Source organism: Ureibacillus acetophenoni (assembly GCF_900220965.1).
GTDB lineage: Bacteria > Bacillota > Bacilli > Bacillales_A > Planococcaceae > Ureibacillus > Ureibacillus acetophenoni.
This window is the reverse complement of sequence record NZ_OBQC01000007.1, coordinates 127,498-147,108: the sequence shown is the minus strand read 5'-3', so window position 1 is coordinate 147,108 and position 19,611 is coordinate 127,498. Positions and strand designations below refer to the sequence as shown.

Sequence of the window (19,611 nt, the reverse complement as noted above, 5' to 3'; positions counted from 1 at the left end):
TATTGCAATTGTATTAATTTACACTATTTACATATTATTAATGTTTATTTTTTTTTACAATATGATACTATTATTCTTAATTATAGTATTGTTTTCTTATTTTTCAGAATAATATTGCTATTTAAATAATACATTACTATAATAAATCCCAATCATAAAATATAAAGGTAGGTACATAATTATGAATCCATTACAAAAAATCGGGAAATTTGCAGGCGACACGTTTGCGATCTGGGTTCTAGTTGCAGCCGGCCTTGCAATGTGGACACCAGAAAACTTTAAGTGGCTTGCACAGTACATCACTCCATTATTAGGTATCGTTATGTTCGGTATGGGGATGACGTTAAAATTAAGTGACTTTAAACTAGTAGTACGTTATCCAAAGGGCGTATTTATCGGTGTAATCGCTCAATTCGTTGTAATGCCATTACTTGCATTTGGATTAGCGAAGTTATTCCAACTTCCACCTGAATTAGCTGTCGGTGTAATTTTAGTTGGTTGTTGTCCTGGTGGTACTTCATCGAACGTTATGACATTATTAGCAAAAGGTAATACTGCATTATCTGTAACAATTACTTCAGTAACTACTTTATTAGCACCAATCATGACACCAGCATTAATCTACTTCCTTGCAAGTGCATGGTTACCAGTTGATTTCATGGCAATGTTTATGTCAGTAGTACAAGTAGTATTACTACCTATTATTCTTGGAGCAATTGCTCAATTCTTCTTTAAACCAATCGTTTCAAAAGCAGTTGATGTTCTTCCAGTAGTATCAGTTATCGCGATTGTTTTAATCGTAGCGGCTGTAGTAAGTGGAAGTCGTGATCGTATTATCGAATCTGGTTTATTCATCTTAGCTATTGTTATTCTTCATAATGGTCTTGGTTATTTAGTTGGATATACAGTTGGTAAACTATTTAACTTAAAATATGAGGATAAAAAAGCTGTTTCCATCGAGGTTGGTATGCAAAACTCAGGTTTAGGGGCTTCATTAGCTACAGCTCATTTCCCTGACCCTATTACAGCTGTACCAAGTGCGATCTTCAGCTTCTGGCACAACATCTCAGGTCCAATCTTAGCAACTTACTGGTCTGCAAAAGCAAGCCGTATGGAGCAAAAAGATGACAATGGTGATGGAACTCCAAAGAATAATGAAGAGAAAGTAACAGTTGGAGTTTAAAATTTAAATTTACTCGGCAAATGCCGCCCCAAATGATAAGTTTGGGGCGGTTTTTATTTTGTGGTTTTATTCTCTTTGGAGTGGATTTAAAATTGAAGTTGAGGAGGTGAGAAGTTGTTATTATTGGAAAGAACAAAGTCTAGCAAGTTAATCATGTTAGAGTCTTTAATGCGTCGGTTAGCTCCTGCCGACAGTGACTATTCTTACTTTAAGGAAAGTTATCAGCGTCAAGTCGCTGGGTTCGAAGGTGAAAAGTTTGTCGACCGCGAATGGTTTGACATGCCAAACCTTGGAAGTCATTATTTATTTTTTAACTACGAATTTGAAAACAAATTTGGATTTCCCCACCAAATTGATACCCTCTTACTGACTACTAAGTTTCTACTAATTTTAGAAATTAAAAATATTTCTGGACAAGTTGATATCGATGAGGATAAACATCAGATGATCATCACAAGACCGGATGGCACTTTAAAAAGTTATCGAAATCCCCTTGACCAGATTAGACGACACTCCCAGCATCTTATATTGCTAACTCAATTGAATGTTTCCCTTCCCATTGTGGGGGCACTTGTTTTTTCAAATCCCGCTACTATCATCGGTAATGTCCCCAAGAATTTTCCTATCTTCCATTCAAGCGGGTTACGTTTTTTTGTCCAAAAGTTGCTTAAGAATTATCCGGAAATACTTCAGGAAAAAAGACTGGAAAAATTATCAGGTGATTTATTGTCCAAACTAAAACGACAAGAAGTAAAACCAACCATCAATCTATCTCGTATTAAGAAAGGCGTACTTTGTGAAAATTGTCATTTTCAAATTGAGATGAAGTATCAAGGGGGATTATGGCATTGTGCAGAATGCGGTTGTCGGAATAAAAAATCAATTCTTCAGGCTTTTCACGATTATAGAGTGCTCGTTAGTAATAAGATTACGAATAGTGAGTTTCGGGAGTTTTTTGGTATTGAGTCTATAGATGCAGCTTCTAAAATTTTAATTAGATTGGGCATAGAAACTGTTGGTGAAAAACGAGGGCGACATTATTTAATACCTCCTGATATTTTTACAAAGTAAAAGATTTTTAGAGAATCAATTCTGGAAAACGATTCTCTTTTTTTGTGTTCCGCTGCTTGATTAATATTTCTTCTAATTTGACGTTTAACTCTAGTGTTTGGGCGATTATCTGGGCCGCAGCAACTCGTTTCCGACTTCCTGGCGAATATTCACCTGACTTTGGCGAATAACTCTATTGTTTTGACGAATACTTCATTAGGTTTGGCGATTATCTCGGCCGCAGCAACTCGTTTCCGACTTCCTGGCGAATATTCACCTGACTTTGGAGAATAACTCTATTGTTTTGGCGAATACTTCATTAGGTTTGGCGATTATCTCGGCCGCAGCAACTCGTTTCCGACTTCCTGGCGAATATTCACCTGACTTTGGCGAATAACTTTATTGTTTTGGCGAATATTTCATTAGGTTTGGCGATTACCTCGGCCGCAGCAACGCGTTTCCGACTTCCTGGCGAATATTCACCTGACTTTGGCGAATAACTCTATTGTTTTGACGAATACTTTATTAGTTTTGGCGATTATCTCGGCTGCAGCAACTCGTTTCCGACTTCCTGGCGAATATTCACCTGACTTTGGCGAATAACTCTATTGTTTTGACGAATACTTCATTAGGTTTGGCGATTTCCTCGGCCGCAGCAACTCGTTTCCGACTTCCTGGCGAATATTCACCTGACTTTGGCGAATAACTTTATTGTTTTGGCGAATATTTCATTAGGTTTGGCGATTTCCTCGGCCGCAGCAACTCGTTTCCGACTTCCTGGCGAATATTCACCTGACTTTGGCGAATAACTTTATTGTTTTGGCGAATACTTCATTAGGTTTGGCGATTTCCTCGGCCGCAGCAACTCGTTTCCGACTTCCTGGCGAATATTCACCTGACTTTGGCGAATAACTCTATTGTTTTGACGAATACTTTATTAGTTTTGGCGATTTCCTCGGCCGCAGCAACTTGTTTCCGACTTCCTGGCGAATATTCACCTGACTTTGGCGAATAACTCTATTGTTTTGACGAATATTTCATTAGGTTTGGCGATTACCTCGGCCGCAGCAACTCATTTCCGACTTCCTGGCGAATATTCACCTGACTTTGACGAATAACTCTATTGTTTTGAAGTAAAAACCTCCTTCCTTTACAAGGAAAGAGGTTTTTCGCACTCATACAAATATAAAAAGAACAGTTAATAACTCAAAGTCATTAACTGTTCTTGTATTCATCCTTTACTCATCCATCACAACTGTTGCCTCAATTTCTATTAAAAATTCAGGCAATGCAAGTCCCGTTACTCCAACAATTGTTTGAGCAGGTGGTGGAGTGTCTCCGAAAAACTTTGCCGTTGTATTGCCGATAATTTCGTACTCATTAGGCATCGTAGTGTAAACAGTAGTTTTTACAATATGATCCCAAGTCGCTCCAATTTCATTCAACGCATGTTCAATATTTTCATAGACTTTATTCGTTTGACTAGCTAAATCATCTTTTTCAACGACGTTGAAGTTTTTGTCCCAAGCTACTTGACCAGATAGAAATACAATTTTCTTCCCTTTAGGAATGGTCATATGTGTATAGCCAATTGGAGCGTGGATCGTACTTGGGTTGATAATCTCCCTATTTTTACTTACCATTTCTACCCCACCTTTATTTTAATTTTCACGTAAACCGTACACATTATTTTTCTACTAGCGCAATAACTCTCGCTGGACTTCCACTACCATTTTCGATTTTTAATGGGCTTGCAATTAAAATCGAACCTCTAGCCGGAAGTTTGTCTAAATTTGTTAATGACGCAAGGCCATATCGATTAGCTTCATGCATGAAATAATGGTTAGGGAATGGTGTTTCAAATCCTCCAGCAAGGCCTGCATCGGTACCTACTGTTTCTACTCCAACCCCTAAAATATCGCGTTCATTTGCTAAGAACTTAGATGCTTCCACGCTTGTACCTGGTGTATGTGGCTGTCCGTCTTCGCCAACATTGAAAAACTTCTCATGATCATTACTGTATTGCGCCCAGCCAGTATAGATCAGTACCCAAGAATGAGGCGGGATTTCTCCATGCTCCGCTTCAAATTCTTTAATATCTTCAATAGTAAGGCAATAATCAGGATCTTTATCGCACTTATCCTTAATATCTATAACAATCGCTTCACCGATCAGTTTTTTCACTGGAATTTCGTCAACTGATTGATGGTCTTTGCCTGAAATCCAATGAACAGGTGCATCAAAGTGTGTACCGCAATGCTCGCCCATCGTAAAATTGTTCCAATAGAAGAATGGGCCATTCTCATCATATTTAGAGATTTGTTCGATCGAGAACCCCTTTGTATCCACAAAAGGATCTGGTAAAGAAATGACCGGAGTATCCTCATTAAGTACTTGCGTCAAATCAACTACCTCGATAGATTGATCCAGTAGTTTCTCCATTAAATTTACTAATGTTTTAGATTTTACAGTATCCATTCTCTTTCTCCCCTTATCTTTTTTATTTCCCAAAAAATAATCAGTTGTAACTGTCTAGTACCCTGTTAAGCTATCGTTCCATTATGTCAGGTAGCCAGGTTGCAACTGATGGAAAGGCGATTACAATTACTAGAGTTATTAAAATTAAAAATATATAAGGAGTAGCAGACTTATAAATATCTAACATGGTTGTTCCTTTTGGTGCTACACCTTGCATGACGAATAAACCAAGGCCAAATGGCGGTGTAATTTGTCCGATTTCAATCGCTATTAAAAGCAATACAGCAAACCACAATAGATTAAAATCTAATACTTCTGCAAGAGGGATGTATATTGGAACAGTCACCATCATGATGGATAAAGATTCCATAAACATACCTAAGAATAAAACAATCAATAACATGAGAATTAAAATTATGGTAGGCGCAATTTCTAAATTACTAACAAGATTCACTAAGCTTCTTGCAATATTTGTAAATGCTAGAATTTGACTAAATGCAACAGACGCAGCAACGATCATTAAGATCATTCCAGTTAGCTTCAATGTACCTGATACTGCTTTAACAAGTACTTCCATATTCATTTGTTTGTAAGCAAAGGCGAGAATAAAACTCCCAATTGCTCCCATTGCTGCTGCTTCAGTAGGAGAAGCTAAACCTAGAAAAATTGAACCAATGACTAAAAATATAATGCTGCCTAATGGAAGGATATAAATTACTGTTTCTTTTATTTTTGTAGATATAGGTATAGTAGATACTGTATATTTTGGGGCAAGTGCAGGATGTATTTTCACTCTGATAAATACATAAATGAGAAATAATAGTGCCATTAAAATACCTGGTAAGATAATTGCAATTAGAAAATCTCCGACAGATATTTTACCTAACGAAGCTAGCAAAACTCCTAGTGCACTTGGCGGAATCATTACAGCTAAACCACCACTTGCAAGTATAGGACCCATTGCCATTTTTCGATCATAATTTTGCTTTTCCATTTCTGGAAGTAACGTTGAACCAAGCATCGCTGTTGAAGCCATAGAAGATGCAGTTAAAGTAGATAACATAGTTCCACCAAAAACGGATAGAATACTTAGCCTTCCCGGAATATTACCTAACCACTTATCTAAAGCGTTTAACATTCTCGGTGCAACACCTGAATGAAACATAATTTCACCCATCAATATAAATAACGCGATTGGAACAAGAGTAAAAGTAGTTAATGAATTTTCTATACTAGTAACTAATAGCTTTAAACCTTCTTCTCCATTCCAAAATATGAAGGCCGTAACCATATTCACTAAAATGAAGGCAAATGCTACTGGCACTTTCATAAACATTAACGCAAATAAACTAATTAAAATAAATAGTAATATGAGCCACCATTCCATTTACAACTCCCCTTTACCCTCATGATTTTTCTTCAAATAAATTGCTTTGAAGAAGGTTCTTAAAAATTCTAATGCCATTAATAAGGAACCAATCGGGATTACGATATAAATATAAACTTGGGGAGTCCTCAATACTGTTGTACTTTTTACACCTCTTTCGAAAATATCGATCGTCACTATGGTGCTATAGTAAAACAGTACTGCCATGGCGATAAAACCTAATACCGCAACAATTACATTTAATACTGTTGAACTTTTTCCTAAAATGTTATCAATTAAATTAATGACTACATGATCATTATTTCTTAGTAACCATGCTCCAGCTAGAAAAGGAATATAGAGTAATAGATATTCATTGTACTCTTGTACCCAAACAAATGAATGACCTATAGTTGAACGTACGATTACTTCTAGAACAATAGTAAACATGGATAATAAAATGAAAATTCCCGCAACCGCTGCTAAAACATTTTCCACCGTATCTAATGTTTTATTCATCAAATTAGTCATTGTAGTAAACTCCTCTATCTATTAGGATTTATTCTGACTACTCAGTTTGCAACAATGATTTTAGTTTTTCAATTTGATCTGGATTATCCTGTTCTAACATGTTCCAGTAGACATCGTAAACCAATTCTTGAAACTTTTTCGAATCCTCTTCTTGTAACTTAATAATTTCGATTCCTTGTTCTTCAAGAACTTTCAACGTCTTCTCATTTTCCTTATTAAAATGTTCATACATTTCCTTCTCGAACTCTGCTGTAATACTAATCATCTTTTCTTGAATATCTACAGGAAGTGATTCAAACGATTTTTGATTTATCACTATTGTTGCATTTTGGTTTAAAAACGGTTCGTCAATGAGATATTTTGTAACTTCCGTCCATCCATCTTCAGCTGGTCCTAGTAAAGGGAATCCGAACCCGTCAACCATATTTCGCTCTAATGAAGTATAAACTTCACCAGGAAGCACATCTACAGGGCTTGCTTTTAAAGCTTCAAGGATCTTGTGATATGTAGGATTAGATCTCATCTTCAACCCTTCAAAATCACTTAAAGTTTCTACCTTTTCATTTGTCCAGAAAAGAAACGGATTTGGACCTAACCATCTACCTAAATATACTTGATTTTGCTCTTTAAATCGTTCGCTTAAATAGTCAAAGTATCCGTTTTCTCTCTCTTCCCACGGCGTGGCCGTTGACATATGAAGTGAAAGTGTTTCAGGCATTAAATGACCATAAAACGAACTAGTATTAAAGCCAATATCAACAATTCCATTTCTCACTGCATCAAATTGTTCGTTTGTCGGAATGGATTCTGGTCCTGCATTCCAATCTAGGTCTACAGCTCCATCTGTTCCTTCTTCAATTCTCTCAATCCAAATTGGGATTATATCTCTAGTAAATTGATGATTATGTGGTAGGAAACTAACGACTGTTAATTTAATCGGATTATTACTATCCCCGCCGTTTCCAGAGGCACTACCTTCTGCTGAAGAACCTCCACTACTACCACAGCCTGCAACTAACAACAATAGAAATAACGACATAAGAAAATAGAATTTTGTTTTATTTATCAAGTATATTGATTCTCCTCACTAAGATTTATTTATAATTCTAAATTAGCTAGTACGACATAATGCCGTACTAGCATATTAACCATGATTTTTATGTTTTTTTGAATTATAGGAAAGTTCCTAGTGGTGGTAATTTAAATGCCGCTACAATTGTTTTTGACTGACTATAAGCATCTAAAGCTTCTTTACCGTGTTCTCTTCCAACCCCACTATTTTTATACCCACCGAATGGTGCACCAGTTTGGAAGTTGAAGTAAGAGTTAATCCAAACGCTACCAGCTTGCACTTTATTAGCTACAGTTAGGCCGTTTTCAATATCGTTTGTCATAATACCTGCTGCTAGACCGTATTTCACATCATTAGCAATTCGAACTGCTTCATCAATATCACTCCAACGTGTTACCGTTGCAGCTGGTCCGAAAATTTCTTCTTGAGCAATTCGCATATGTGGCTCAGCTTCAATAATTGTTGGCTCGATGAAGTAACCATGTTCGTGACCTGGAACTGTTACGCGGTTACCTCCGTATAAAATTTTAGCGCCCTCTTGTTTCGCAATTTCAAAGTAGTTTAACACGCGTTCCCCTTGTTTTTTATTAATAAGAGAAGCTAATCTTGTAGAACGATCTGTTGGTGGACCAATTTTCACTTTCTTAGCTCGTTCGATTAACTTTTCAACAAATTCATCATAAATATCATCATGTACTAGCAATCTAGTTCCAAGGATACAACTTTCACCATTAAAGAATGTATAACCTAATGTTGCGTTTTCCACTGCTGCATCGATATCTACGTCAGGGAATACGATGTGTGGTGCTTTACCACCTAATTCTAATGTCACAGGAAGAATTCGATCCCCAGCAGCTCTTCCTACAATACGACCAACATCTACACTTCCTGTAAATGCAAGTTTGTCAACATCAGGATGGTCAATAAGTGCTTGTCCTGCTTCTTTACCAATACCAGGAACCATGTTTACGACACCTTCTGGTAAAACTTCTTGAATTAACTTACCAAACTCTAAAACTGATAGACATGCATCTTCTGCAGGTTTTAACACAAGAGTGTTACCTGCTGCTAGTGCAGGAGCAAGTTTAAACGATGTCATGATCATTGGGACGTTCCATGGGATAATTTGAGCACAAACCCCTAGTGGTTCTTTTTTTGTAATAAGATATCCATTATCAACTGGACGGGATTCACCTACATAATGAGTAAGCACTGCCCCTGCAAAATAGCGGAACTGATTAATTGCTAACGCATAATCTAAATCAAATTCGTGAATAGCTCTTCCCGTTTCCATAGATTCTATTAATTTCAAACGCTCTTGATTTTCTTCTAGAATATCTGCAATTTTATTTAAAATACTTGAGCGCGCCTCAATTGGAGTAGCTGCCCAAGCTGGAAATGCCGCTCTTGCCGCTTTTACAGCCTTGTCAACATCTTCAGTTCCGCCTTTACCAATTTGTGCAAGAACTTCACCAGTCGAAGCATTGACTACGTCGATATAGCCATCAGCCGCTTCTACAATTTGGCCGTTAATTAGTGGACCGTACTTCAAATCTAAATTTACATCTACTGAACTCGTTTTACTTGAAACTGTCATTAAAAATCTCCTCCAATATATATATTTGATAGATTGAATAACCACATGATGAAAGACTTGGCGCTGTCTTGTTGAAAGCCCCTTTAATTAACCTTGAGATTGTATCGTTGGAATCCTTACATCTAATACTGCAGAACGGCCACTTTTCACATGATCGATAGCTGCTCTTAATTCATCTCTTAATAGATGTGGATCTTCCACTTTCACCGCATAAGCGTTACCTGCAGCTTCCGCCACTTTTGCAAGTTCACTATTTGGATTAAAGTTCGTCCAAAATTGATTTGCATTTTTTGCAATGCCATTTGGATGTACCCCTAAAGTAGAATGCTTTGGTGCATTCCAACCTTGGTTATTGTAAATGATCGTTAGAAACGGAGTGTTATATTGTTCAGCCATCGTGTGTACAACTGATGGGACACTAAATAGATAAGATCCGTCCCCAGTTAGACTAATCACTGTTTTATCTGGATGGGCAAGCTTAGCACCGATTGCCGCACCACCATTCCAACCAAGAGAACCTGCACCACTACTAAAGTAAGTGCCTGGTTTATTGCCTCCAAGGTAGGTTGTTACCGACCCGTAGTTAGTAATGGCTTCGTTTAAAACAATCGTATTATCATCTACGATTTCCTTCACACAAGCCGTAAGATATTCTGGTGTAATCACATCTTCACGGAACTGTGCTGCTAACGAGGCCTCTTTTTTCAATTCCTCGTGATATAACTTAATTCTATATTTTCTTGAGGATATAGAAGATTCATTTATTTTAGACTGGTCTAGTTTTCTATTAATCTGCTTTAATGCAGTAAGAGAATCTGCTCTAAAAAATCGTTTCGAAGGGATATACCATAATGGCATTTCCTCTTTTAATGGATCTGCATCGATATAATAAATAATTGCATCTTTTGGTGGCTTATTTTTCGTTGGAATCCATGGAACATCACTATCAATTGCTAATATAAAATCAGCATCTTCTAAAATAGGATGTTGTTTATTTTCGTTCCATTGATAACCACAGTGCATTGGATGGTTCGCAGGGAAGTTCATCGTTTGTGGCACTGATTCCATAACAGGAATTGCTAATCTTTCACATAGGTCAACAAGTTCCTGAACTGCTTCTTCCTTTTTACCTAAATAGGACGTTACGACGATGGGTTTCTTTGCTGCCAATAAATCAGCTACTAATGCTTCTACTTCTTCTTCAGGTAACGCACTTGCAGAAATCGGTTGCCAAAGCGTTGGGTCAATTTCCACTCGCTCTGTTTCAGCTTCCATTGTTTCTCGTGGGCCCATTAAATAGACAGGTCCTTGAGGTTCACTTTTAGCAATTTGTAAAGCTCGATGGACAAGCTGTTTTACATTTTTCCCAGTGCGGATTTCATTATCATATTTCGAGTAACCTCTCATAATACCGCGCTGATCATTAACGTCTTGATACCAATGTATAAATTCGTTTCGACTACCTAACATTTCTCCCTCTTGGGTAAATGGAGATGCCCCTGCAAATACAAGTACCGGAACTTTTGCTTTAAACGCATTGTGTATAGCTCCACCAAGGTTTTGCGTTCCACATTCAACATGTACGAGTACTGCCTGTGGTTCTCCGGTTGCTTGAGCGTATCCATGGGCTGCACTCATAGCAACAAATTCATGAGGGCTAATAATTACTTTTGGTAATTCTTTATTCTTTAGTGATGCATCCGTCAAACTTTCAATAATTGCGGGGTGATCACTTCCAAAGTTAGCAAAAATATAAGAAACACCTGCTTCTTGAAGAGCTTCTAAAAACGCTGTACTCGTCGTATACATTCAATCGCACTCCCTTTTAGCTAGGATAATGCCTTTATTATAGTTCAAGGAATGGATAATGAATGTTAAGTAATAAACATTTTTTCGCTATTTATTGAAACTTCTAAATTTTAAGAAAATAGAAAGTGAGATAACTTTACCTTATCTATCTATTGAAAGTGTTCCTCTTTTTTCTCTAAGTTTTTTTACATCTTTTAAAATGAAAGTTTGATTTGTAATTTCAATAATCCCTTCACTTTTCCAATTCTTTAATACGGTCCATATAGACACACGAGATTTCCCTATATATTGTGAGATTGATTTTTGAGTTAAGTTAATAGTATGGCTGCCGTTTTTTTCATGTAAGTTTAGTAAATAGTGGGCTAATTGAACTTCTAGAGGTGCATTTAATATTGTGTTGATCTGAGCTAACATTCGTATTTTATTAATAAGTGAATAAGCAAACTGTTTAGAGACTTCAGGATGTTCTCCAGTCAACTGTTCAAACTGATCAATTGAAAAAAAGTAAAGCGTAGCGTCTGTCAATAAAGTGGCGGTTGTAAAAGAAGCAGTTCGATTAATCAATTGTTCTCCTAATAGAGATCCAGCATAAACAAAATCAATAATGCGCTCATAACCATCATCACGTAATACGCTAATCATCACTTTACCTTCTTTTAAATAGTAGAAACCGTTGACTACATCCCCTTGCCGAAACAAACGTGTATTTTTTTTCAATTCTTTTACTTCTGCATAGCTGGTGTAAAGGGACCAATCTAACAAACTCATTCACCTCACAACATCATTAACAGCAATTTTTTCCAATAAATCGATGTTATGGATGATAATTTTCCGTTTATCAAAAGAGGCAATTTCATCCTTCCATTTTTTAAAAATATGGTAGACTGTGTTGCGGTTAAGGTTCGTATAACGGCATAATTCTTGTTGTGTGAAGGGAAATTGATCACTAATAAATTTATCTCTAAGTATTAATAGAGTTCTTGCTAGCAATCTCTCGGATGGAAGGGAATCAAATAAAAGATTGTTTGATAAGGTTTTCAACTTTTTCGTTAAACCATGGTAGAACAAATTTCTAAAGTTTTCATCTTCCATTATTAATGTTTCAATAATGGACATTGGAAAAAAATAAACAACACTTTCATTCATAGCAGTTGCAGTTGAAAAATATTGCTCACCATCTACTACTTGTTCACCAAAGGGCGTGTCATCACTAACAATATCAATAATCTGTTCATCGCCTGCATGGATCGTTAACGATATTTTTATAAACCCTGATTTTAAATAATAAAACCCTTGTACACTTTTCTCATTTTCCCTATAGACTACTGATTTTCTTTTGTAGAAACGTCTTTCTCCATATTTAAGATAAGGTGTCCAACTATTAAGCACTTTACTATCGAACATACATCTTACCTCCTTAAAACAAAGTTCCATATACGAGAAATAGAAAAAAATATTATTACTTATTATCTATAATTACGAGATAACAGAACGTTTTCCCTTTATTTATAAGGTTTTCATAAACTTTCAACGTTTCTCTTTCTATTGGTTATAAAATTAGCTAGAACTAAAATGACAAAACAAAGAGTTAAAGAAATAATAATAAAACTACCTGCTGCAACATAGCCAGACAGGTCAACGAAAAACCCAAAAATAGGTGGAATAATCATTACACCCACTGAGGCAAACATGACACTAAATCCACTGGCTGTTCCGCTTTGCTCTGGTTCAACACTTTCAACGGCTAAACTCATCCACACACCATTAAATCCTGAAAGAGAAAAACCTATACTAACGACTATTAATATAATTAGAGCCGCTGAAAACACAATATGAAGCAAGTAGAATAATAAAATACTTTGCATTGTTATAAGTATTAGTACAACCCAACGATTTTGGCGAAACAGCCGATCGCTGATTATTCCCCATAACACACGTCCTGCTGCCCCACCTAACTCTGATATAGCTAAACAAATACCCGCGCTGTAAATTGACCACTCTTTTATTTCATACAAATAGATAATTAAATACGTATTAAACGTTACTTGGATTCCCATTAGTAAAAAGGCAGATCCTGTAGTGAAAAGTAAACTTTTATTTTTTACTAACGGTCCTATTTGGGAAACAATAGATTTAGAGGATTTGGATGTACTTGGCAACTCTTCTAAAATTGCTAATTTCCTATAAAGGAGCAAACTAAAAATGATTAATAAAATAACCGCCAAACTTAATGCGACCCGCCACCCGAATAGGATTGCAATCGGAATTAATATTAAACTAGCCCCTGATGATCCGAGTGTAATTGACATTTGCTTTAGTCCCATCGGCAAAGAGACTTTAGCATTTGGGTACATTTGAACAATTGCCTTATTCGTTGAAGGGTGCATGCCACCGTATCCAATACCCGCCATCATGATCGCAACGAAAGACACGATGAATATATTGGACCAGGAAAATAAGAAAAAGGCCCCTCCAACAACCAACATAATGATTAGGATCACTTTTCTTACACTTTTTTTATCTACCAGAAAACCAATAGGTAATGTTCCGATAAATTGTCCAATAAAAAGCGCAGTCGGAAGTAATCCCAACTGCACTTTATTTAATGATAAATCACTTCCGATATAGATCATTAAGGGACTTAGAGATCTTCCAACGAACGCCGTGAGTAACTGTCCGATAATTACCCACAACGTAAGTATTTTTACTTTTTTTAAAAATTGTTCTTCTGCCAGAACCAATCGATTCACCTACATCCCTAACCATTTAGGTACAAATGTTACAAGGCTTGGAATAAACGTTAAAAGTAATAATACGGCAAAGGAAACGATAATGAACGGTATTACCGCCTTTACCAGTCGTTCAAATTTAATGTCCGCCATCGATGAAACGATAAACAATCCAGTTCCAACAGGTGGTGTTAATAATCCAATCGTTAAGTTAATACAAATAATTACCCCAAAATGAACAGGGTCAATATTTAACGCAGTTACTAAAGGCATCATCACAGGCACTAAAATAATTAATGCTGCAATTCCGTCCAATAACATCCCAACAAATATAAGTGCAATGTTCACAAGTAATAAAAATACCCATGGATTATCAGTAATACTAAGCATACTATCAACTAGTAGTTGAGGAATTCGCTCAAAAGCAATCATCCAACCGAAGATGTTTGCCATGATGATTAAAAACGTTACTGTCGCTGTATTTATGACCGTATTTAACAGTATTTTTGGTAATTTCTTATACTTTAACTCACGGTAGAAAAATAGCCCTACAATAAGTGCTAGAAAACAAGCAACAGCTGCTGATTCTGTCGCTGTAAACACCCCTGATAGAATTCCAACAATTACTGTGATCGGTATAAGTAATGCTGGGATTACTTGAATAGTACTTTGAATCATCTCACTTCCTGTAGCACGTTCGCTTTTTGGGAAGTTCTGTTTCATACCGATATAAGAAATTAGTAAAATAAACGCAATACCGTAAATAATACCAGGTACAATTCCGGCCATAAATAAAGCGCCAATTGATGTACTTGACAATGTCCCATAGATAATGAAAATCATACTAGGTGGAATGATAGGTGCAATAACTGACGATGCAAGTGTAATGGATGACGAGAATTCACGAGAATATCCCTCTTTTTCCATCTGTGGAACCATTACTTTACTCATCATCGCTGCCTGAGCATTTGCAGAGCCTAAAATAGAAGCTAAAAACATATTGGCTACTACTGTTACATAAGCTAGTCCACCTTTAAAGTGACCGATAAAAACTCTAGCAAACTTTACAAGTCTAGTAGTAATACCACCTTCATTCATAATTTCACCCATTAACATGAATAAAGGAATTGCAAGTAATCCAAAGTTTTCTAAACCTGAATACATTCTTAACGGTGTCGACTCCAGTAATGGGATTTGACCATTCATTAAAAAGTAGACAACTGTTGTGACACCTAATACGATTGAAATTGGAATACGAATAAGTAAAAGCAAGATGAAAAGGACAAATACGATAAATGAAATCATGCGACATTATCCCTCTTTTCTTGCAAAGTTTCTTTCCCTTGAAACGTTTCTATTAACCTAGCAATAATATGGATTGTTGCAAAAGTTAATCCAATTGGAACAGCACTATACGGAATAATCATTGGTAACTGTAATGAACTAGATTTTTGAATCATAGTTGAAGGTAATGCCATCCATTTATACGAATAAAATAGAAGGACAAACAGGAAGATGATCATGATGATATCCTGAACAATTCGTAAAATTTTTTTCTTTTCATCTGAAAAGGCATCATATACAAAAGTGACTGAAGCTTGGGTGCCATATTTCAGGCCCCAGCTTCCTCCTAAAAATGATGTCCAAATCAATAAAAAGATCGATACTTCTCCTGCCCATGGAATCGGATCTTTCAAGAAATACCTAAACACAACAGATAGAGTCATTAAAATTGCCAGAGCTGCCATTAATATAATAATGATTACTTCTTCAACTTTTGTAATCATGTTGCTCAGTTTTGACATTGGCATGACCCCCTTAATTTCTAAATGTTTCAATAAACTTCTTAATTAAGTCTGATTGCCCACTATATTTCGCATCAAATTCTTCAATTTGATCTTTGAATACTTCTTTATCTAACTCGTAAACTGTCATTCCTTGACTTGCTAACTCAGATTTAAACTCTTCTTCTTGAGCTGAACGAGTTTCTACAGAAAACTTAATAGCTTCTTTTAATGCTTCGTCTACAATCGCAGAAACATTTTCAGGTAAGCCTTCATACATACCTTCATTTGTAACAATTACTGATGGCCACACCATGTGATTTGTTACAGCAACATATTTCGTTACTTCAGAATACTTGTTTGTAATCGTTGCATCTAAGTCCATGTCCATTCCGTCGATTACACCAGTTTGTAACGCTGAGTAAACTTCAGGAAGTGGTAATCCTTCTGGTGCAGCACCTGCTGATTTGTAGAAGTCTTGTAACGGTGGACTTGGTGTTACACGCATTTTTAAGCCTTCTAAGTCGCTTGCTGATTTAATTTCTTTATCCTTCGTTACGATTACTCGTTGTCCTGCAAATAAGTAATCAAGACCTTTTAAACCAGTACCTTCAAGTTTCCCTAAGATTTCACGTGCAACGTCTGTTCTACTTGCTTCATCTGCTTCTTTCAATGTTTCAAAAGCATAAGGAGCAAACCATGCAGCCATTTCAGGTGTTCTTGCACTTAAATACGCACCTGTAATTAATGCAAAATCAAGAGAGCCAGCTTCTACTTGTTGAACCATATCCGCTTCTGTACCTAACTGACTAGCTGGATAAATTTCAACTGATAGTTTACCGCCTGATAATTCTTGTAATTTTTCATTAAACTTTTCTGCAGCTTGATGCCACATATGATCCGTTGGAGTAATATGCGCTAGTTTAAATTTCATTTCAGGAATGTCTTCTCCACTTACTGGTACAGTTTCATCTGTTTTTGTATCTCCACTACTTGTAGAACTTCCACTTCCAGTTGAACTACCGCTTTCAGTAGAATTTCCACAGGCTACTAAAACTAATATAAAGGCAAATAAGAATACTAATCGAAACATTTTAATAGATTGTTTCATAATAATCCCCCTGTTTAATAAACAAATTTATTCATCTTTTGTCTTACCGCCTGTTCCCCAATGCACGTGTGGTATTTCAGTTATGATGACGCGAACATTCTCTTTTGGAACATCTGCTGATTTCACTATTGCGTCTGTTACTTCTGAAATGATGTTCTTTTTTTGCTCAATAGAACGGCCTTCGAGTAATTGTATTTGAACTATTGGCATTCTATCTCCTACTTTACATTTAATGTTAACGAACCAAGATCACCGTAATCTGCAACGACTTCATCACCAGCTGCGACATGAATCGCATCAGTAATTCCGCCAGTTAATACTAGTTGACCTGGTAAAATTCCACGACCTTCTTTTTCTAGCATGTTAAGTAACTGAATAACAGAATTAATCGGATGGCCTAACACAGCCGCGCCAGTTCCCTCCAATTTTTCTTCACCGTTGTGATATAACTTCACTTTTACATCTGCCCAGTTTTTCTCATATGGTGAGAAAGCTTGTGAACTTAATAATATTTTTGATGATGAAGCATTGTCTGCAACCACATCCGGTAAAGTGAATGAGAAATTCTCATATCTACTATCAATTACTTCAAGTGCTAGAAATACATTTTCAATAGCTGGCCAAATTTCTAAAGGTGTTAGATTAGCACCTTTTAGTTCTTTGTTAAAAACGAAAGCTACTTCTGCTTCAACCCTTGGATGGATATGTTCAGCAGCAATAAGTTCGTTAGTTTGTAAGTTCATTTGAGATGTGAGTCGACCATAGATGGGTTCTTCTACACCAACTTGTTTTTGTTTTGCAACACTTGTTAACCCCATTTTCCAACCAATAAAGCGATTTTCTGCTGACAATGTTTGCTCAATACTTATTTTTTGAACTTCATACGCTTCTTCCACAGTCATCTTTGGATTTGTAACAGTAATCTTTTCAATTGCTTTATGGTTTGCTTGAGCATGTGCTACCTTTTCTGCATAAAGAAACAACGACACTATATCTTCCCTACTTTCTCTCTTGCAATCTCAGAAGCTACTTCTAGAATCATATCTTCTTGACCACCGACAACATTTAACTTGCCTAACTCTACTAAAATATCTCTTGCATCTACGCCGACTTTTTCAGCTGCAACGTTTGCATGGCGTAAAAAGCTTGAATATACTCCCGCATATCCCATAACTAAACTTCCTGTAGTGATATCTTGTGGATGCGGTAAAATATCGTTTCTAACATACTCTGCTAAATCCAACATAGGATAAAGATCGACACCAGTTTCGATTCCCATGCGCTCTAATACAGCTACTAATACTTCTGTTTGCGTATTTCCAGCACCTGCACCTAAACAACAAATACTTCCATCGATACGTGTTGCACCCTCTTCAATAGCTACAAGTGAGTTTGCAACTGCAAGCGATAAATTGTTATGCGCATGGAATCCGATATCAATTTTTAAGTTTTTACGTAATAATGAAATACGGTCTCTTACATCTGAAGGCAACATGGCACCTGCAGAATCAGTCACATAAACAGCATGTGCTCCGTAAGATTCCATTAGTAATGCTTGTTCTAACACCTTTTCAGGTGGTGCTGAGTGAGACATCATTAAAAATCCGATAGTTTCCATCCCCATATTACGGGCAGTTTCAATATGTTGTTTTGAAACGTCTGCTTCCGTTACATGAGTCGCCACTCGAACCATTCGTGCACCTGCAGCATGAGCATCTTTCAGTTGACTAATCGTACCGATTCCTGGAATCAGTAGAACAGATACCTTAGAGTCTCCTGCAACTTTCGCTGCCTCTTCAACTAATTCAATATCATGAACTTTTGAAAAGCCGTATTGTAAAGAAGATCCACCTAACCCATCACCATGAGTAACTTCGATAAATGGAACATTCGCTTTACTTAGCATTTCCGTTACATAACGTACTTGTTCTTTTGTAAATTGGTGGGCAACTACATGGCTTCCGTCACGTAGTGCCACTTCCGTCAATAACACTTTAGTCATTACACACGCTCTCCCTTCTCTATTAAGGATTTAGCAATTTCCTCTCCCACTTTTACACCTGCAGCCGTCATAATATCTAGGTTGCCTGCGTAAATAGGTAAGTAATCACCAAGACCTTCTACTTCAAGGAAAACGGTAACTTTATTGCCATCAATGATCGGATCCATTTTCAAACGGTATCCGGGAACATATTGTTGTACCTTGTCTACCATTTGACGAACAGAGTCAATAATCGCCTGTTCATCCTTCACTTCTTCTTCAAGTAAGCAAAGTACTGTGTCACGCATGATTAACGGTGGCTCAGCTGGATTTAAGATAATGATTGCTTTACCTGACTTTGCTCCCCCAACCGATTCAATTGCATTGGCAGTTGTCTCAGTAAACTCATCAATATTTGCACGTGTTCCAGGACCTGCACTTTTCGATGCAATTGTTGCAACGATTTCTCCATACTCTACTGTTTGCACATCCCCAATTGCTCTTACGATTGGAATAGTAGCTTGCCCGCCACATGTAATCATGTTTACAACAGGTTTTTCGATGTGTTCAAGAAGATTTACAGTCGGTGCCACAAATGGCCCAACTGCTGCAGGAGTTAAATCGATTAGTCGTTTATTTAATCCCTCTAATTTTTGAACGTGTACTTCATGCGCTTTGGCAGAAGTAGCGTCAAATAAAATATCTGCTAAATGTGGTTGTTCTAAGAAACCATCGATTCCATTTGTAATTGTATGGATACCCGCATCACTAGCTCTTTTTAGTCCTTCAGAATGTGGGTCAATTCCAATTAAAACAGACATTTCTAAGTACGGTGAACGCATGATTTTCATCATTAAATCTGTACCGATATTTCCTGACCCTATGATCCCAACTTTAATTTTTTCGGACATATTTACACT

19 protein-coding genes are annotated in these 19,611 nt (G+C 36.7%); 2 read left to right on the top strand and 17 right to left on the bottom strand.

Features of this window, described 5'->3' with window-relative positions:
* Window positions 1-181 precede the first annotated feature (181 nt).
* Entirely contained in the window at window positions 182-1,183 is a 1,002-nt protein-coding gene (locus tag CRO45_RS11220; RefSeq protein ID WP_097149735.1) for a bile acid:sodium symporter family protein, read from the top strand.
* Between the two features lie 114 nt (window positions 1,184-1,297).
* Window positions 1,298-2,254 carry a nuclease-related domain-containing protein gene (locus tag CRO45_RS11215; RefSeq protein WP_097149734.1) on the top strand — a complete coding sequence of 319 codons (957 nt, stop codon included), beginning with the start codon at window positions 1,298-1,300 and terminating at the stop codon, window positions 2,252-2,254.
* 1,217 nt (window positions 2,255-3,471) lie between these two features.
* Here CRO45_RS11215 and CRO45_RS11210 read toward each other — a convergent pair.
* The 17 genes from CRO45_RS11210 to CRO45_RS11130 all read right to left on the bottom strand — a co-directional run bounded on the left by CRO45_RS11210 (window position 3,472) and on the right by CRO45_RS11130 (window position 19,602).
* The gene (locus tag CRO45_RS11210) at window positions 3,472-3,876 is read right to left on the bottom strand and encodes a RidA family protein (RefSeq protein WP_097149733.1); all 405 of its coding nucleotides are present in this window, start codon (window positions 3,874-3,876) and stop codon (window positions 3,472-3,474) included.
* A 43-nt stretch (window positions 3,877-3,919) separates the two neighbouring features.
* Complete coding sequence (locus CRO45_RS11205; protein WP_097149732.1) at window positions 3,920-4,711, bottom strand: cyclase family protein; 792 nt, start codon at window positions 4,709-4,711, stop codon at window positions 3,920-3,922.
* A 70-nt stretch (window positions 4,712-4,781) separates the two neighbouring features.
* Window positions 4,782-6,098: a TRAP transporter large permease gene (locus CRO45_RS11200; protein WP_097149731.1), complete on the bottom strand. Its 1,317-nt coding sequence runs from the start codon at window positions 6,096-6,098 to the stop codon at window positions 4,782-4,784.
* A complete protein-coding gene (locus CRO45_RS11195; RefSeq protein WP_097149730.1) occupies window positions 6,099-6,608 on the bottom strand; it encodes a TRAP transporter small permease in 510 nt (169 codons plus the stop codon). It lies immediately after the preceding gene.
* Window positions 6,609-6,645: 37 nt separating this feature from the next.
* Window positions 6,646-7,677: a TRAP transporter substrate-binding protein DctP gene (dctP, locus tag CRO45_RS11190; RefSeq protein ID WP_097149729.1), complete on the bottom strand. Its 1,032-nt coding sequence runs from the start codon at window positions 7,675-7,677 to the stop codon at window positions 6,646-6,648.
* Window positions 7,678-7,780: 103 nt separating this feature from the next.
* Window positions 7,781-9,277: an aldehyde dehydrogenase family protein gene (locus CRO45_RS11185; RefSeq protein ID WP_097149728.1), complete on the bottom strand. Its 1,497-nt coding sequence runs from the start codon at window positions 9,275-9,277 to the stop codon at window positions 7,781-7,783.
* 87 nt (window positions 9,278-9,364) lie between these two features.
* A complete protein-coding gene (locus tag CRO45_RS11180; protein ID WP_097149727.1) occupies window positions 9,365-11,086 on the bottom strand; it encodes a thiamine pyrophosphate-requiring protein in 1,722 nt (573 codons plus the stop codon).
* Window positions 11,087-11,227: 141 nt separating this feature from the next.
* On the bottom strand, window positions 11,228-11,848 hold the full coding sequence (locus CRO45_RS11175; protein ID WP_170949474.1) for a Crp/Fnr family transcriptional regulator: 621 nt from the start codon (window positions 11,846-11,848) through the stop codon (window positions 11,228-11,230).
* A 6-nt stretch (window positions 11,849-11,854) separates the two neighbouring features.
* Window positions 11,855-12,490: a Crp/Fnr family transcriptional regulator gene (locus tag CRO45_RS11170; protein ID WP_170949473.1), complete on the bottom strand. Its 636-nt coding sequence runs from the start codon at window positions 12,488-12,490 to the stop codon at window positions 11,855-11,857.
* A 113-nt stretch (window positions 12,491-12,603) separates the two neighbouring features.
* A complete protein-coding gene (locus tag CRO45_RS11165; RefSeq protein WP_097149724.1) occupies window positions 12,604-13,836 on the bottom strand; it encodes an MFS transporter in 1,233 nt (410 codons plus the stop codon).
* The gene (locus CRO45_RS11160; protein WP_097149723.1) at window positions 13,837-15,120 is read right to left on the bottom strand and encodes a TRAP transporter large permease; all 1,284 of its coding nucleotides are present in this window, start codon (window positions 15,118-15,120) and stop codon (window positions 13,837-13,839) included.
* Window positions 15,117-15,620: a TRAP transporter small permease gene (locus CRO45_RS11155; protein WP_097149722.1), complete on the bottom strand. Its 504-nt coding sequence runs from the start codon at window positions 15,618-15,620 to the stop codon at window positions 15,117-15,119. The genes CRO45_RS11160 and CRO45_RS11155 overlap by 4 nt, the downstream gene beginning before the upstream one ends.
* A 13-nt stretch (window positions 15,621-15,633) precedes the next feature.
* Window positions 15,634-16,710 carry a TRAP transporter substrate-binding protein gene (locus CRO45_RS11150; protein ID WP_235864580.1) on the bottom strand — a complete coding sequence of 359 codons (1,077 nt, stop codon included), beginning with the start codon at window positions 16,708-16,710 and terminating at the stop codon, window positions 15,634-15,636.
* Window positions 16,711-16,737: 27 nt separating this feature from the next.
* Complete coding sequence (locus tag CRO45_RS11145) at window positions 16,738-16,920, bottom strand: 4-oxalocrotonate tautomerase (protein WP_097149721.1); 183 nt, start codon at window positions 16,918-16,920, stop codon at window positions 16,738-16,740.
* Window positions 16,921-16,928: 8 nt separating this feature from the next.
* Window positions 16,929-17,699 (bottom strand): 2-keto-4-pentenoate hydratase, encoded by a 771-nt coding sequence (locus CRO45_RS11140; protein WP_235864579.1) that lies wholly within the window; start codon window positions 17,697-17,699, stop codon window positions 16,929-16,931.
* Entirely contained in the window at window positions 17,699-18,712 is a 1,014-nt protein-coding gene (gene dmpG, locus CRO45_RS11135; RefSeq protein ID WP_097149720.1) for a 4-hydroxy-2-oxovalerate aldolase, read from the bottom strand. The genes CRO45_RS11140 and dmpG overlap by 1 nt, the downstream gene beginning before the upstream one ends.
* Window positions 18,712-19,602 carry an acetaldehyde dehydrogenase (acetylating) gene (locus tag CRO45_RS11130; RefSeq protein WP_097149719.1) on the bottom strand — a complete coding sequence of 297 codons (891 nt, stop codon included), beginning with the start codon at window positions 19,600-19,602 and terminating at the stop codon, window positions 18,712-18,714. The genes dmpG and CRO45_RS11130 overlap by 1 nt, the downstream gene beginning before the upstream one ends.
* Window positions 19,603-19,611: the final 9 nt, after the last annotated feature.

What these genes read in the sequence shown, in the direction of transcription:
- CRO45_RS11220 (WP_097149735.1), top strand. Translation starts at nt 182, where the DNA reads ATGAATCCATTACAAAAAATCGGGAAATTTGCAGGCGACACGTTTGCG.
- CRO45_RS11210 (WP_097149733.1), bottom strand. Translation starts at nt 3,876, where the DNA reads ATGGTAAGTAAAAATAGGGAGATTATCAACCCAAGTACGATCCACGCT.
- CRO45_RS11205 (WP_097149732.1), bottom strand. Translation starts at nt 4,711, where the DNA reads ATGGATACTGTAAAATCTAAAACATTAGTAAATTTAATGGAGAAACTA.
- CRO45_RS11200 (WP_097149731.1), bottom strand. Translation starts at nt 6,098, where the DNA reads ATGGAATGGTGGCTCATATTACTATTTATTTTAATTAGTTTATTTGCG.
- CRO45_RS11195 (WP_097149730.1), bottom strand. Translation starts at nt 6,608, where the DNA reads ATGACTAATTTGATGAATAAAACATTAGATACGGTGGAAAATGTTTTA.
- CRO45_RS11185 (WP_097149728.1), bottom strand. Translation starts at nt 9,277, where the DNA reads ATGACAGTTTCAAGTAAAACGAGTTCAGTAGATGTAAATTTAGATTTG.
- CRO45_RS11180 (WP_097149727.1), bottom strand. Translation starts at nt 11,086, where the DNA reads ATGTATACGACGAGTACAGCGTTTTTAGAAGCTCTTCAAGAAGCAGGT.
- CRO45_RS11170 (WP_170949473.1), bottom strand. Translation starts at nt 12,490, where the DNA reads ATGTTCGATAGTAAAGTGCTTAATAGTTGGACACCTTATCTTAAATAT.
- CRO45_RS11160 (WP_097149723.1), bottom strand. Translation starts at nt 15,120, where the DNA reads ATGATTTCATTTATCGTATTTGTCCTTTTCATCTTGCTTTTACTTATT.
- CRO45_RS11155 (WP_097149722.1), bottom strand. Translation starts at nt 15,620, where the DNA reads ATGTCAAAACTGAGCAACATGATTACAAAAGTTGAAGAAGTAATCATT.
- CRO45_RS11150 (WP_235864580.1), bottom strand. Translation starts at nt 16,710, where the DNA reads ATGAAACAATCTATTAAAATGTTTCGATTAGTATTCTTATTTGCCTTT.
- CRO45_RS11145 (WP_097149721.1), bottom strand. Translation starts at nt 16,920, where the DNA reads ATGCCAATAGTTCAAATACAATTACTCGAAGGCCGTTCTATTGAGCAA.
- dmpG (WP_097149720.1), bottom strand. Translation starts at nt 18,712, where the DNA reads ATGACTAAAGTGTTATTGACGGAAGTGGCACTACGTGACGGAAGCCAT.
- CRO45_RS11130 (WP_097149719.1), bottom strand. Translation starts at nt 19,602, where the DNA reads ATGTCCGAAAAAATTAAAGTTGGGATCATAGGGTCAGGAAATATCGGT.